We start from the raw sequence: 13,658 nt of genomic DNA on the forward strand, positions 1-13,658 counted from the left end.
TGCTTGCCCTTCGGTTCATCGGGTACAGCCTTTGCAAGAGGGCGACCTCATCAGTACCCACGCCTGTATGGAAGTGACCGTTTGTGACCGATCTCGGCGGCCCCGGCAACCACCGGGCGAAGGGACCGGGCGAGGGCCCGGAGGCCGTCGCAGCGCAGATCACCGATGCCGTGGAGAGCCTGGTGGCGCTGTGGTCGGTCGCCGCCCAGGAGGCGTCCCTGCGGCTGTCACCGCACCAGTTGCGGGCGCTGCGCACCGTGCAGGCCGCGCCCGGGCTGAACCTGACGGCCCTGGCGGACGGCCTGGACATCGGCCTCCCCACGGCCAGCCGTCTCTGCGACCGTCTGGCCGCGGCCGGCCTGCTGGAACGGGCGCCGCATCCCGACACCCGCCGCGAAGTGCAACTGTGTCTTACTTCACACGGACAGCGCGTCCTGGATGACGTCGCCGACCGTCGGACCCAGGCCCTGTCCACGGCACTGGCTGCCATGGAACCGGCCGAACGAGCAGCGCTGAGCAGAGGTTTGCGGGGCTTCCTGGCGGCCCGGACGACATGGTCGACGGACACCGACTGCGACAGCGACACCGACACCGACGAGAACCGCTGAGAAACCGGCCGGGCGCGCGGGCGGACCCGGAAATCGGCGCCAGTCGGCCGCCGTGGGCGTCAGGCGGCCGAGCCGACGCGGCAGCTGCCCCAGTTCGGCGGGCATCATGTACCAAGGCCCTCGCAGCACCCGCCGCCGTAGGGCGTCACGCACCCGCGCCCTCACAGCACCCGCCGCCGTAGGGCGTCACGAACCCGCGCCCTCACAGCACCCGCCGCCGTAGGGCGTCACGCGCCCGAGCCGTGGCGGCTCTCGCCGCCTGCGGTGAGGACCGCCACGCAGGTGTCGTCCCGTACCGGACGGGCCGCGCTCCCCGCGTCCCGGAGCACCACCGCGGCCGCCACCGCCGGGTCGCAGCCGGGCAGGACACCGTCGTCGGGCGGCGTCCAGCGGCTGGGCAGGCCGTCGCTGTGCAGCACCAGCAGACTGCCCGGGTGCCACGGCACACGCTGCACGGGCACGGACGCCGGCATCTGCGCGCCCACGATGCCGGGGTGGGACAGCAACGGCTTCCACGCGCCGTCGGTCCGCAGCCGGGCGCCGACGTTGCCGATCCCGGCGAAGCTCAACTGGGCCTCTCGCAGATCCAGTTGGGCCACCGCGACGGCCGCGCCCCGGGTGGGGCGCAGGGGCCGGCCCAGACTGCGCAGGATCTCGGCCGGCGGCAGGCCGCCCAGGCCGCGCAGCTCCTCCACCGCCGCGGTGGAGGCCTCGGCGGCCTTCGCCCCGTGGCCGAGCCCGTCGGCGAGCAGCAGGGTCAGACGGTCGCCGTGGCGCAGCCGGGCCCAGGCGTCCCCGGACTGCTCGGCCCTGCCCAGGGGGACGTTGACGCCCCCGGCGCGCGGCCCGGGCGGGGGCGGCCCCTGGTTGCGTGCGGCGGGCTCGTGGCCGATCCGGGCCATCACGACGGTGCCCCGGCCCGGCGCGCTGTGCAGGTCGAAGTCGTTCGCTATGCGCCGGCACGTCCCGAGTCCGGCGCCCAGCGAGGCGGCGACGGTCGTGGTGTAGCCGTCGCGCATCGCTGCCGCGACGTCCGGGATGCCGGGTCCGTGGTCGAGCGAGACGAGCTGCACGGCCGGCCGGTGGTCGCCGTCGTGCGCGCGCTCGACGAGGTTGATCAGCACCCGTCCGCCCTCGGCGTGCCGCAGCAGGTTGGTCGCCAGCTCCGTGGCCACGAGCGCGGCGGTCGCGGTCCGGTTCGCGGGCAGGCCGGCGCAGGCGCTGGCCTCCTCGGCCGCCACCCGCACGTCCCGTACCCGCGTGGAGTCGTCCTCCACCGGAACGTCCCAGACCCTGCTCATCACGGCGCCGTCCGGGAGGGCGGCACGACGGTGGCCCAGGCGGTGACGGTGACGGTGGTCCCCTCGCCGGGTCTGCTGTCCACCTCGAACTCCTGCACCAGCCGCCTGGCCCCGCTCAGGCCGAGCCCGAGGCCGCCGCCGCTGGTGTACCCGTCGGTGAGCGCCTGGTCCAGGTCTCGGATGCCGGGCCCGGTGTCGACGAAGGCCAGCCGCAGCCCGTTCGAGGTCCCGGCGGTCAGCGGGGTGATCTCCACATGGCCGCCCCCGCCGTGGACCAGGGTGTTGCGGGCCAGTTCGCTCGCCGCCGTGACGAGCTTCGTCTGCTGCACCAGCCCGAAGCCGAGCTCGGCGGCAGCCTGCCGGACCTGCTGCCGAACCCACGCCAGGTCGGCGTCCGAGCCGATCGGCAGGCTGGCCGGGCCGGCATGGCGGGAAGCCTGCATCATGGACTCCCCTCGCCCCGGCGGGCGGTGACGCCGAGGAGCTCCATCGCGCGTTCGACGTCCAGGGCAGTCCGCAGGCCGGGCAGGGTGAGCCCCAGCTCGACCAGGGTGATGGCCACGGCCGGGCGCATCCCGGCCAGTACCGTGCGGGCCGCCAGCAGCTTGGCTCCCGCGGCGATCTCGGCCAGGACCCGGCCCAGGAACGAGTCGACGATCTCCACCCCGGAGATGTCGATCACCACCCCGGTCACCCGGCTGTGCGAGATCCGGGCGGTGATGTCCTGCTGGAGCTGCTCGGCCATGCCGTCGTGCAACTCCCCCTGGAGGGTGACCAGCAGGACATCGCCCAGCTGGAGGACCGGCACGGTGAAGCCGTGTCCGCCCACGGGCCCGTGTCCCGCGATCCCGGTCACCGCGTGCCCGCGTCCGCCGCCGCGCCGGCCGCCCTCAGCGGTGCGATCTCGACCCCCTGCTGGCTGAGCGCGTAGGCGAGCGCGTCGGCCAGGCTGGAGCGGGTGAGCACCGTGCCGAGGTCGATGCCCAGGTGGACGATGGTCTGTGCGATCGCGGGCCGGATGCCGGAGACGATGCACTCGGCGCCCATCAGCCGTGCCGCCGCCACGGTCTTCATCAGGTGCTGGGCGACCAGCGAGTCGACCGTGGGCACGCCGGTGATGTCGAGGATGGCGTACCGGGCGCGCTCGGCGACGATCGCGTCCAGCAGGCTCTCCATGACGACCTGGCTGCGCGCACTGTCCAGGGTGCCGATCAGCGGTACGGCGACGGTGCTGTCCCACAGCTTGATCACCGGGGTGGCCACTTCGTGCAGCTGCTCACGCTGCCGGGCGATGAGTTCCTCGCCGGCGCTGAGGGTCGTCTCCATCACGACCAGGCGCAGCGTGCCCATGAGCACGGTCAGTGCCAGCACCGCCTCCTGCGCCTGGGGGCCGTCCGGTTCGGCGAACTCGGCGCGCAGCACTTCGGTCACCGGCTCGCGCAGGGCGGCGACCTCGTTGGCGACCCCGTCCGGGTCGATGCCCGTCCGGGCGCGGGACGCGGCCATCCGCCCCAACTGGTCACGCACGGCCTCGAATCCGGACGCACGGATGTCGTCCAGCCGGCCGGACGCCGACACGGCCGCCAGCGCCGCCGCCACGGCCCGGCCCGCCTCCACCGCCTCGTCCCGGGACACGGTGAAGACCGTGCGGAACAGCGCGGCGTCCGCCCACCGTTGGGCGATCTGCTCCCGGCGCCGTTCCAGGAAGGCGCTCACCTGGTACGCGACCGGCTCCTGTTCCGCGTTCTCTTCCGACACCGACACTTGTATCGCTCCCTTGCACGGGCCGGACCGAGGTCACGCGACGGCGCCTCAGCCGTTACTTGCCGTATGACAAACATTAGTGCCGACCTACGGCACCACCAAACAACTGCCGTCTGCCGCCCCTGACCTGCGCCTGCCCCATCCCTTACCGCCCACGCCAGTCCAGACACACCACGAGGGCGTCGTCGTCCGGGGTGGACCGGCCGCGGTGGCCCGTGAGTTCGCGCAGGATGGCCCGGGGCACGTCGGCGGCCGGCAGCAGCCGGGTGGACTGGATGGCCCGGGCCAGGGCGGTGTCCCCGTAGGCCTCGCCGCCCGGGGAGGCGACGCCGTAGACCCCGTCGCTGACGAAGACCAGCCGGTCGCCCGGCTCGACCCGGAACTCCTGGATCACGTAGTCGGTCTCCTCGAACATGCCGAGCGGCAACTGGGCGTCGAACGGCACCCGCTCCACCGCGCCCCGGCGCAGCCGCAGCATCTGCGGCGACCCGGCGTCCACCGCGCGCACCCGCCCGGTGGCCAGGTCGAAGTCGAGCATCAGCACGGAGAGGTAGCAGCCGCCCCGGTAGTGCGCGTACACCGCCTGGTCGGCCAGGGCCGCCTGGTCGTCGAGGGACAGCCCGGCCCGGCGCGCGTTGCGCAGCGCGTTGATCGCCAGGTTCGTCAACAGGGAGGCCTCGATGCCCTCGCCCATGCCGTTGGTGACGTAGAGGCTGAGCCGGTCGGCGGAGGCGGACCAGTCGAAGTTGTCGCCGAAGATCGCGTACGCCGGCTCCAGTTGCGCGCCCAGCTCGTACTCGGGGCGGGCGCAGGAACGGCCCGGCAGCAGCTGCCACTGCATCTCGGCGGCCAGCGTGAGCCGGTCCCGGCGGCGCGCCTGGAGGTACAGGTCGGTGTCGCGTTCGGCCACGACGACCTCGTGCCCGAGCACTTCGGCGATCTCGGCCAGCTCGTCCAGACAGCCCTCGGCGTGCTCCGCGCCCGGCAGGGCCACCGTCAGCACACCGAGGCGGTCGCCGCGCACGGTGACGGGCAGGTGCGCCCGTACGAGGTCGCCGGAAAGGGTCTCCACGTACGGCTGCTGCGCGCCGAAGGCCCGGCCCGCCGGGCTGTTGTGCGCGGACACCGGCTGCAGGGTGTGCGGGAGCACGGACACCGGCTGGAGCACCGTCAGTCCGTAGTCGGCCAGGAAAAGCTCGACGGAGTCCGCCGCGTACTGATCGGTCAGTACACGACGGACCGCGTCCAGCAGTTGATGGGGTGCCGCCGTACGCAGGGCGCGCTCGGCGGCCACGAATCTGCTCGTGATCGTGCTCACGGTGGTCCTTCACCATCCTCGACGGGACGCCGACGCGTCCTCGGAAACGGGTTCTCGTCCACGGGCCGGGAGGGGCCGGGCAGCGTGTTCCGGGCGGTTCACTCCGCGCCTAGTACGCTGACGGCCACCCCGGCGCCTGCGAGAGTGTGACTGTGACTTCCCTGCGATCCCGCCCCGAGCCCACCGAGGTCGCCCGTGTGACCTCCACGGCAGCGGAGTTGCTGGAAGTCCTCTGGGGCCGGGCCTCGACCGCGCCGGCCTCCGCGTCCCAGCTGCGGGTGCTGCTCATCCTCGAACACCACGAGGGCATCAACCTGCGGACGCTCGCCGACTCCCTCGCCTCCACACCGCCCTCGACCAGCCGGCTGTGCGACCGGCTGCAGGCGGCCGGGTTCGTCGAGCGCGAGGTCAGTCCGGCCGACCGACGCGAGGTGCGCCTGCACCTCAGCGGCCGGGGCCGCGCCTTCCTGGACGACCTGCGCGTGCGCCGGGAGGAGGCGCTGCGCGCGGTGCTCGACCAGATGCCCGCGGCGAAGCGGGTCGCGCTGCTGCAGGGGCTGGAGGCGTTCTGCGACGCGGCGGCGGCCCAGATACACGACGACTCCGAAGACTCCCGATCGTCCGGCGCCCGGACTGCCTGACCTACGTGCCGCCACCGAGCGGAATCGAACCTTCCGGCCCCTTCCCCGCGCGGGTTCGGCACGCCTAGGCTGTTGCCCTCCACCTATAGTTGTCAAACGACAACTGTCCGCTCCGCGAGCTTTCCGGTCCTCTCTCGCGCACCCCACCGCCCACCCTCCCTGCCCGTACCGTCGCAGTACCGGTCCGGGTACCCCGCCACCGCCTCGACCTGCGCCGACTGTGGTCAACGTCTCGCCGGGGCATATGCGGGACATGATCCGGGCGAGGGCGGGTAGCGGCGCTTGAGGTGGCCTGTCGGGGGATCGGAGCGGGCCGGACTGACAGGGAGGGCCCGTGACGGCGACCATGCGCATCGGCACGACGACGGATTCCGCCACCGACACCGGTGAGGAGCTGCCGCAGATCGCCGAGCCCCAGAAGCTCGCCCCGCAGGACGCGCGGGAGCTGACCGGACAGTTCCTCGACCGGCTCGCCGTGCTGGAGGAGGGCACGCCCGAACACCAGTACGCCCGCAACACGCTCATCGAGATGAACATGTCGCTGGTGCGCTTCGCGGCCCGCCGGTTCCGCACCAGCGGCCAGTCGATGGAGGACGTCGTCCAGGTCGGCGTCATCGGGCTGATCAAGGCCATCGACCGCTTCGAGGTCTCCCGCGAGGTGCAGTTCACCAGCTTCGCGGTGCCGTACATCATCGGCGAGATCAAGCGCTTCTTCCGGGACACGTCCTGGGCCGTGCACGTGCCGCGCCGCCTGCAGGAGGCCCGTACGGAACTCGCCAAGGCCACCGAGGAACTGGCCTCCCGCCTCGGCCGTGCGCCGAGAGTCTCCGAACTGGCCGCCCTGATGAACCTGTCCGAGGAGGAGGTCGTCGAGGCCCAGATCGCGGCCAACGGCTACGTGTCCTCCTCCCTCGACGCGACGGTCACCGGCGACCCGGACGAGAGCGAAACGACCCTGTCGGAGTTCATCGGCGAGGAGGACCCGGCCCTCGAACTCGTCGAGGACTTCCACGCCTTGGCGCCCCTGGTCGCCGAACTCGACGAGCGCCAGCGCCTCATCCTCCACCTGCGCTTCGTGGAGGAGCTGACCCAGGCGGAGATCGGTGCCCGGCTCGGCATCTCGCAGATGCACGTCTCCCGGCTGATCTCGCGCACGGTGGCACGGCTGCGCTCGGGGATGCTCACCACCGGCTGACCCGGCCCCCACAACGACAAGAGCCCCGGTCCGGATGATCTCCGGACCGGGGCTTTCCCGTAGGCCCTGTGGGACTCGAACCCACAACCAATGGATTAAAAGTCCACTGCTCTGCCAATTGAGCTAAGGGCCCAGGCGATGTTGCCCCCACGAGCATAGCCGGACGACGCCGAGTCTCCGATCGGGTATCCGGGTCCCGGCCGTGGCGAAGGGACGAACAGGGCCGATCAGGGCCCTGGAACGACCGGTTCGGGCGGGTCGGCGCCGTCCCGTGGATTCCGCGCCCCTACGACGGAGCGCCGTGGCCCGCCCGTTGGGAGGGGACCACGGCGCTCCTCATGCGCTGATGTCAGCCGTTGCGCTTCCAGCGCGGCTTGTCCTCGCGGCGCTGGAACGAACCGCCACCGCGGTGGTCGTCACGACGGCCGTAGGGACGCTCGTGCCCGCCGGAGCGGAAGCCCGGACGGTCGTCACGGCGGTCCCGGTTGAAGGGACGGTCGCTGCCCCGGTGCCCACCGCGCTCGTCCCGGCGGAAGCCGCCGCGGTCACGGTCGCGGTTGAAGCCGCCACGGTCGTCACGGCGCTCGAAGGAACGGCCGCCACGGTCGTCACGACGCTCGAACGAACGGCCACCACGGTCACCGCCCCGGTCGCCACGGTCGTCCCGGCGGAAGCCACCGCGCTCGCCCCGGTCGCCGCGGTCGGCCCGGTCGTCACGGCGGAAGCCACCGCGGTCACGGTCGAAGGAACGGCCACCGCGGTCGCGGTCACGGTCGCGGTCGCGGTCGCGGTTGAAGCCACCCCGGTCGTCACGGCGCTCGAACGAACGGCCACCACGGTCGTCACGACGCTCGAACGAACGGCCACCACGGTCGCCGCCCCGGTCGCCACGGTCGTCCCGGCGGAAGCCGCCGCGCTCGTCACGCCGCTCCCGGCGCTCGTACGGGGCGGAGGACTCGGGACGCTCCTCGCGCTCCACGTCCTTCGCGGTCGGCTGCTCGGGCACCGAGACCTCGACGGCGGCCACGGCCTCGCCGGCCTCCCCGGCCACGGCCGCGGGCTCGTCGCCCCGCTCGCGCGCCACCCGCGCCAGCAGCCGGTCGGACTCCTCGCGCAGCTCGTTCGCGCGCCGCTGCGCCCGCTCCAGCTCCTTGGTGAGCTGGGCGACCTCGCGCTCGGCCTGCTGCGCGGCGTTGCCCACGGACTCGGCCTGCACCTCGGTCATCGACCGGGCACCGGTGATCTCGGCGACCTCCGGGTCGAAGGCGCCGGCGCCCTGGATGATGTGGCGCGAGGCGTCGACGCCCGCGTCCTCCATCAGCCGGAAGATCTGACGCCGCTGGTGCGGCAGCGACAGGGACACGACCGTGCCGGAGCGGCCCGCGCGAGCGGTACGGCCGGAGCGGTGCAGGTAGTCCTTGTGGTCACCGGCCGGGTCGACGTTCAGCACCAGGTCGATGCCGTCGACGTGGATACCGCGCGCGGCGACGTCGGTGGCGACGAGGACGTTGACGTACCCGTCCTTGAAGTCGGCCAGGGTCCGCGTCCGGGCGCCCTGGGTCATGCCGCCGTGCAGCGCGTCGGCCTTCACCCCGGCGTCGCGCAGCTGCTCGGCGACGCGGTCGGCGCCCAGCTGGGTGCGGACGAAGATGATCGTGCGGCCCTTGCGGGAGGCGATGGCCGCGGTGACCGGCGCCTTGTCCTTGGGCTTCACGATGAGGATGTGGTGCGACATGGTCGTCACCGCGCCCTGCGCCGCGTCCACCTCGTGCGAGACAGGGGCGTTCAGGTAGCGGTCGACCAGGGTCTTGATCTCGTTCTCCATGGTGGCGGAGAAGAGCATCCGCTGACCGCCCGCGGGGATCTGGTCGAGCAGCTCCGTCACCTCGGGCATGAAGCCCAGGTCGGACATCTGGTCGGCCTCGTCGAGCACGGCGATCTGCACGTTCTCCAGCGAGCAGGCGCCGCGGTTGATGATGTCGCGCAGCCGGCCCGGGGTCGCGACCAGGATGTCGACGCCCCTCTCCAGGGCGTAGATCTGGTTGCCCATGGACGTACCGCCGCAGACGACCTTCATCTTCAGGCCGAGGACGTCGCCGTAGGGCTGGAGCGCGTCGGCGACCTGCATGGCGAGCTCACGCGTGGGGGTCAGGATGACGGCACGCGGCTTGTGCTTCTCGGTCCGGCCGCCGGCCAGCGTGGCCAGGGTCGGCAGACCGAACGACAGGGTCTTGCCGGAGCCGGTGCGGCCACGGCCGAGGATGTCCTTGCCGGCCAGGGCGTCCGGGATGGTCGCGGCCTGGATCGGGAAGGGGGTGGTCACGCCGTTCTGGGCGAGCTTGCGCACGACGCCCTCGGGGAGACCGAGGTCCGCGAAGGTGACCTCGGGAGCGTCCTCGGCCGCCTCGTTCTCGGGCACGACGACGTGATCAGTACTGGCAATGGACATGCGAATGCGAAACCTTCCGGAGTCTCAGTCGGCACGCGCCCGTCAACTCCGTGATTCGCGATTCGCAATACGACCGCCTCAATGCGGTCCACCACGGCAAGGGAGAGTACGCGCCACACGGCGCGCTCTGCTGTGGCGCCGGGCAAGATGGGATCAAACGATCTGCCACCATACGCACTCCGGGCCCCGTAAGGCAAACCGGACTGTGCAGGCGACGGCGGAACACCGCCCGACGGCCGGACGGCTTCCGCCCTGCTCCAACCACCCTCCGGCCGGGGTTCTTCCCGCCCCGGAGGAAATGTGTCCCACGCCACCGGACCTCCCCAGGACACGGGGTGTGTCGTCGGTCGGGTCGCGGGGAACCGACGGCACCTCACGGCCGCGATCCGCTCCGGACGGCACACCCAGGGCCTGTCGTTTGGATCACGCCGGCGTGACGGGGCTCGGGTCGGCGGAGAGGCGCAGTCACGGCCGACCCGATCCAAACGACAGGTTCCAGGTCGTGTCCGCACAGTCCCGTCGTCCGCCCGGAGGGCGGACCGCACGGCGTCTGGTGCGTGCTCTCGGCGTGCCGGGCGGAGACCCTCGTACTGGACGTACTCGGGGCTTCGCCCGGTGCGGCGAGAGGGCGTGCCAGGCGTCGCGCGGCAGGCGGGACTCCCGGGACAGCACACCTAGGCCGGTGCCCCCGCCTCCGGTGCCGGTTCCCGCTGCTCGAGCTGCGGTCCCGGCGGCTCGTGGGCCGACGACGACGGCTCCGGCGTCGGCTCGGGAGACGTCGTCGGCTGCTGCGGAGTGGGGGTGGGCTCGGGTTCGGCGGTGCGGGTGGGCGTCGACTGCGCCGGCGGCTTCGGCGTCGGCCGGGCCGTGTTCCCCGGCTTGTCACGCCCCGGCGCGTCCGGGCTCGCCTCGGAACTCGGTGACGCCTCGGGGGCCGCCGGCTCCGCGCGACCGCCCTTGCCCTTGCCCTTGCCGCCCTTCTTGCCTTTCCGGCCCTTGCCGTGCCCGCGCTCGCCGTCGGGCCCGGCCGCGCCCCACCCGGCGCCGCCCCCCGACACCGCCGAGCCGCCGCCGGAGGCCTCGCCGGCCCGCTGCCCGGCGGAGTGCGACGGCTTGACACTCCCGCCCGCGTCGTCGTCGCCGACACTCATGCAGCCGGCGGCAGCGGCGACCGCCACGACCGTGGCGGCCAGTCGGACGGGTACGTACAAGGGGCGCACGGGGCCACCTCCGGAAGGGGTGATGGAGTCAACATCTCCAACTCCCGCCGCCCACAAGAGGACACGCGCCCCGTATTCACAACCCGGTCAGCCGTAGCCCAGGGCGTGAAGGCGCGCGTCGTCGATGCCGAAGTGATGCGCGATCTCGTGCACCACGGTGATCTCCGTCTCCGCGACCACGTCCTCCCGCGACTCGCACATCCGCAGCGTCGGGTTCCGGTACACGGTGATCCGGTCCGGCAGCACACCGGCGTACCACTCGCCCCTGTCGGTCAGCGGAGTCCCCTCGTACAGCCCGAGCAGCTCGGGATCGTCCGCGGGCGGTTCGTCCTCGACGAACACCGCGACGTTGTCCATCAGTCGCGTCAACTCCGGCGGGATCCGGTCGAGCGCCTCGGCGACCAGCTCCTCGAACTCCTCGCGCGTCATCTCCAGCACAGGCCCATTGTCGGCCACGACCCCGCCGGACGAGAGCCTCCCGGCGCCGCATATCCCGCCGCCGACTTGGGCATACGGGACCAATGGCCCGCGTCCCCGCCGCAGTCCTGAGTGTCCTGAACCCGATTCGCAAGGCCCCGCACGGCCTCGCCCGCCGCTATCGCTCCCGCCAGGCGCCCACCACGATCGAACTCGTGGCCCAGCCACACCCGTGGTCGCGTGCCGTGGGGCTCGTGGCCGTCGTCCTGTGCGGCGCGTGGCTGGGACTGCTGGTCGTGGGCAACGTGCGGGTCCCGGTCGGCCCCATGGACACCACGATGACGCTGCGCCCGTCGTTCACCGGCGGCACCCGGATCAACGTCTCGCCCCTCGGCGCCCTCCAGCTGGACAGCCACATCGCCCCCGTCCGCCTGGACGTGAACGTCGACCAGCTCGACCCCGACCGCTCCCAGGCCCTCGTCGACCACCCCGAACGCCTCTCCGGCCTCCAGGACGAGGTCACCCGGGACGTCGGCCGCGGCACTCTCGACCTGGCCGTACGCTCCGGTGTCGCCGTCGTCGCCGGGGCCACCGCCCTCGGTCTCGTCGTCTACCGCCGCCCGCGCCGCGCCCTGGCCGCCGGCGGCCTGGCCCTCACCCTCCTCGCCGCCTCGGGCGGCACGGCGTACGCCACCTGGCGCCCCGACTCCGTCCTGGAACCCAAGTTCTCGGGCCTGCTCACCTCGGCCCCCTCCCTGGTCGGCAACGCGCGCAGCATCGTCACGGAATTCGACGTCTACCAGAAGGAGTTGGCCCGCCTGGTCACCAACGTGACCAAGCTCTACGACGCCACCTCGACGCTCCCGGCCTACGCGCCCGACCCCTCCACGATCCGGGTCCTGCACGTCTCCGACATCCATCTGAACCCGGCGAGCTGGAAGATCATCGCCTCGCTCGTGGAGCAGTACAAGATCGACGTGATCGTCGATTCGGGCGACACGATGGACCACGGCACCGCCGCCGAGAACGGCTTCCTGGACCCCGTCGAGGACCTCGGGGCGCCCTACGTCTGGGTCCGCGGCAACCACGATTCGATGATCACCCAGCGCCATCTGCAGGGCCTGAAGAACGTCCACGTCCTGGACGACGGCAAAGCCCGGACGATCAAGGGATTGCGCTTCGCGGGCATCGGCGATCCGCAGTTCACCCCCGACCGCTCGCAGCAGACCGGCGCCCGGCAGTCCCAGGAACTGGCCGGCGCGCGTCTGGCCACGGCCCTGCGCGACCAGAGCACGGCCGGCACTCCGGTGGACGTCGCCGTCGCCCATGAGCCCGCCGCCGCCCGTGAGGTGGACGGCGAGGTCCCGCTGGTCCTGTCGGGCCATCTGCACCACGACGAGATGGAGATGCTGCCCTACGGCACCCGGCTCCGCATCGAGGGCTCCACGGGCGGCAGCGGCCTGCGCGCCATCGAGGGCAAGCATCCCGATCCCATCGAGACGTCGGTCCTGTACTTCGACCGGGACACCCGCCGCCTCCAGGCCTGGGACGAGATCGAACTGGGCGGCCTCGGCCTCACGACGGCGGAGGTCAGCCGCCACCTCCCGGCGGAGAACCAGCCCGGCGCGACCCCCTCCCCCGGCACCCCCGCGGAGGGCACCCCGCCGACCTCGCCCTAAACCGTTTTGGCGATAGCTCCCGCCATCCCATATGCTTCTCACGTCCCCGACGCGCTGAGAAGCGCCCAGGCGGGCCGATAGCCCTCATCGTCTAGCGGCCTAGGACGCCGCCCTTTCAAGGCGGTAGCACGGGTTCGAATCCCGTTGGGGGCACGCACCACCCTGTGCGACACTGTCGTACGAAGCTTGGTCCTGTGGAGCAGTTTGGAGTGCTCGCCACCCTGTCAAGGTGGAGGCCGCGGGTTCAAATCCCGTCAGGACCGCTGAGGTTTCACGTGAAACCTCGTGGCTGGGTAGCTCAGTTGGTACGAGCGTCCGCCTGAAAAGCGGAAGGTCGCCGGTTCGACCCCGGCCCCAGCCACAACCGCCCTCACCAGGGCCTGAGCCCCTCTCCGGGATTTCGGAGAGGGGCTCTTTCGTGTCTTCTGCCCGCTGCCCCCGCCCACCGGCGCTGATGATCTTGGACGTTAGAATCGGGCGCCCCTCACCCGACCCGAGGGGTTCACGCTGCGACGCGTGATGAAGGACGGGGAACGACATGAAGAAGACAGTCGGCAGGATCGCCATCGCTCTCGCCATGGCCATCGGCGGCGTGGTGGCCACCGGCGGATCCGCGAGCGCCTACGGCACCGGCGAGTGCAAGTACTCGAAGGAGAGGACCGCCTCCGGCCACGGGGACACGGTCATCCTGCAGATCTGGCGCTGCCCGGACGGGCACGACTACGCCAAGGGCATCATCTCCGGCAGCGCCAGTGCCACCAAGGCGCGGGTGTGGATGGACGACTCGATCAACGGCGGGAGGAGCTGGACCGCGCGCCAGTACACGACCAGCCCGTCGAGGTCGACGCAGACGCCGCAGAACAACCTGCTGTACGACGGCTCGCCGCACAAGGTGCGGGCCTGCGGGGACACCAGCGGTCACAAGACCATCTGCACGGCCTGGTACTGACCGGACCGGAACCGGCCGGACAGCCGGCCGACAGCGGATACGCACCACGAAGCCGCCGTTCACCTCTCGTGAGCGGCGGCTTCGTGCCGGCCGGACCCGGCCCCACGGCCCGCGCCG

General features: G+C 72.1%; 13 protein-coding genes and 4 tRNA genes. 8 read left to right on the forward strand and 9 right to left on the reverse strand.

Annotation, left to right across the window (positions count from 1 at the left end; genetic code table 11):
• The first annotated feature begins 83 nt into the window (after positions 1-83).
• Positions 84-608 (forward strand): MarR family winged helix-turn-helix transcriptional regulator, encoded by a 525-nt coding sequence (locus tag ACIQU3_RS09375; protein WP_403742945.1) that lies wholly within the window; start codon positions 84-86, stop codon positions 606-608.
• A gap of 227 nt (positions 609-835) precedes the next feature.
• Here ACIQU3_RS09375 and ACIQU3_RS09380 read toward each other — a convergent pair whose 3' ends face one another.
• The 5 genes from ACIQU3_RS09380 to ACIQU3_RS09400 form a co-directional block, all read right to left on the reverse strand.
• Positions 836-1,909 carry a SpoIIE family protein phosphatase gene (locus tag ACIQU3_RS09380; RefSeq protein WP_403924211.1) on the reverse strand — a complete coding sequence of 358 codons (1,074 nt, stop codon included), beginning with the start codon at positions 1,907-1,909 and terminating at the stop codon, positions 836-838.
• Complete coding sequence (locus ACIQU3_RS09385; RefSeq protein WP_403743028.1) at positions 1,909-2,352, reverse strand: anti-sigma regulatory factor; 444 nt, start codon at positions 2,350-2,352, stop codon at positions 1,909-1,911. The genes ACIQU3_RS09380 and ACIQU3_RS09385 overlap by 1 nt, the downstream gene beginning before the upstream one ends.
• Complete coding sequence (locus tag ACIQU3_RS09390; RefSeq protein ID WP_403742939.1) at positions 2,352-2,765, reverse strand: STAS domain-containing protein; 414 nt, start codon at positions 2,763-2,765, stop codon at positions 2,352-2,354. The genes ACIQU3_RS09385 and ACIQU3_RS09390 overlap by 1 nt, the downstream gene beginning before the upstream one ends.
• On the reverse strand, positions 2,762-3,673 hold the full coding sequence (locus tag ACIQU3_RS09395) for an STAS domain-containing protein (protein ID WP_403742937.1): 912 nt from the start codon (positions 3,671-3,673) through the stop codon (positions 2,762-2,764). Before ACIQU3_RS09395 ends, ACIQU3_RS09390 begins: the two co-directional genes overlap by 4 nt.
• 145 nt (positions 3,674-3,818) lie before the next feature.
• Positions 3,819-4,967: a PP2C family protein-serine/threonine phosphatase gene (locus ACIQU3_RS09400; protein ID WP_403743025.1), complete on the reverse strand. Its 1,149-nt coding sequence runs from the start codon at positions 4,965-4,967 to the stop codon at positions 3,819-3,821.
• A gap of 170 nt (positions 4,968-5,137) precedes the next feature.
• Here ACIQU3_RS09400 and ACIQU3_RS09405 point away from each other — a divergent pair, with 170 nt between their 5' ends.
• Together ACIQU3_RS09405 and ACIQU3_RS09410 are read left to right on the forward strand one after the other, a co-directional pair.
• Positions 5,138-5,632, forward strand: a complete 495-nt coding sequence (locus tag ACIQU3_RS09405; protein ID WP_403742934.1) for a MarR family transcriptional regulator — start codon at positions 5,138-5,140, stop codon at positions 5,630-5,632.
• A gap of 346 nt (positions 5,633-5,978) precedes the next feature.
• On the forward strand, positions 5,979-6,827 hold the full coding sequence (locus tag ACIQU3_RS09410; protein WP_403743023.1) for an RNA polymerase sigma factor SigF: 849 nt from the start codon (positions 5,979-5,981) through the stop codon (positions 6,825-6,827).
• A 60-nt stretch (positions 6,828-6,887) separates the two neighbouring features.
• Here ACIQU3_RS09410 and ACIQU3_RS09415 read toward each other — a convergent pair.
• From ACIQU3_RS09415 to ACIQU3_RS09430, 4 genes are all read right to left on the reverse strand, one after another.
• A tRNA-Lys gene (locus ACIQU3_RS09415) sits at positions 6,888-6,960 on the reverse strand.
• Positions 6,961-7,176: 216 nt separating this feature from the next.
• Complete coding sequence (locus tag ACIQU3_RS09420) at positions 7,177-9,276, reverse strand: DEAD/DEAH box helicase (RefSeq protein ID WP_403924213.1); 2,100 nt, start codon at positions 9,274-9,276, stop codon at positions 7,177-7,179.
• 674 nt (positions 9,277-9,950) lie between these two features.
• Positions 9,951-10,496 carry a hypothetical protein gene (locus ACIQU3_RS09425; RefSeq protein ID WP_403924216.1) on the reverse strand — a complete coding sequence of 182 codons (546 nt, stop codon included), beginning with the start codon at positions 10,494-10,496 and terminating at the stop codon, positions 9,951-9,953.
• 87 nt (positions 10,497-10,583) lie between these two features.
• A complete protein-coding gene (locus tag ACIQU3_RS09430; protein WP_356662038.1) occupies positions 10,584-10,934 on the reverse strand; it encodes a metallopeptidase family protein in 351 nt (116 codons plus the stop codon).
• Positions 10,935-11,017: 83 nt separating this feature from the next.
• On the opposite strand from ACIQU3_RS09430, the gene ACIQU3_RS09435 reads away from it, so the two are divergent.
• The 5 genes from ACIQU3_RS09435 to ACIQU3_RS09455 all read left to right on the forward strand — a co-directional run bounded on the left by ACIQU3_RS09435 (position 11,018) and on the right by ACIQU3_RS09455 (position 13,541).
• Complete coding sequence (locus tag ACIQU3_RS09435; RefSeq protein ID WP_403742924.1) at positions 11,018-12,592, forward strand: metallophosphoesterase; 1,575 nt, start codon at positions 11,018-11,020, stop codon at positions 12,590-12,592.
• Between the two features lie 80 nt (positions 12,593-12,672).
• A tRNA-Glu gene (locus tag ACIQU3_RS09440) sits at positions 12,673-12,745 on the forward strand.
• Positions 12,746-12,780: 35 nt separating this feature from the next.
• Positions 12,781-12,855 (forward strand) — tRNA-Asp (locus ACIQU3_RS09445).
• Between the two features lie 24 nt (positions 12,856-12,879).
• Positions 12,880-12,953, forward strand: a tRNA-Phe gene (locus ACIQU3_RS09450).
• Positions 12,954-13,130: 177 nt separating this feature from the next.
• Entirely contained in the window at positions 13,131-13,541 is a 411-nt protein-coding gene (locus ACIQU3_RS09455) for a hypothetical protein (protein WP_403742921.1), read from the forward strand.
• The last annotated feature ends 117 nt before the right edge of the window (positions 13,542-13,658 follow it).

Source organism: Streptomyces sp. NPDC101110, assembly GCF_044759525.1.
Lineage (GTDB): Bacteria > Actinomycetota > Actinomycetes > Streptomycetales > Streptomycetaceae > Streptomyces.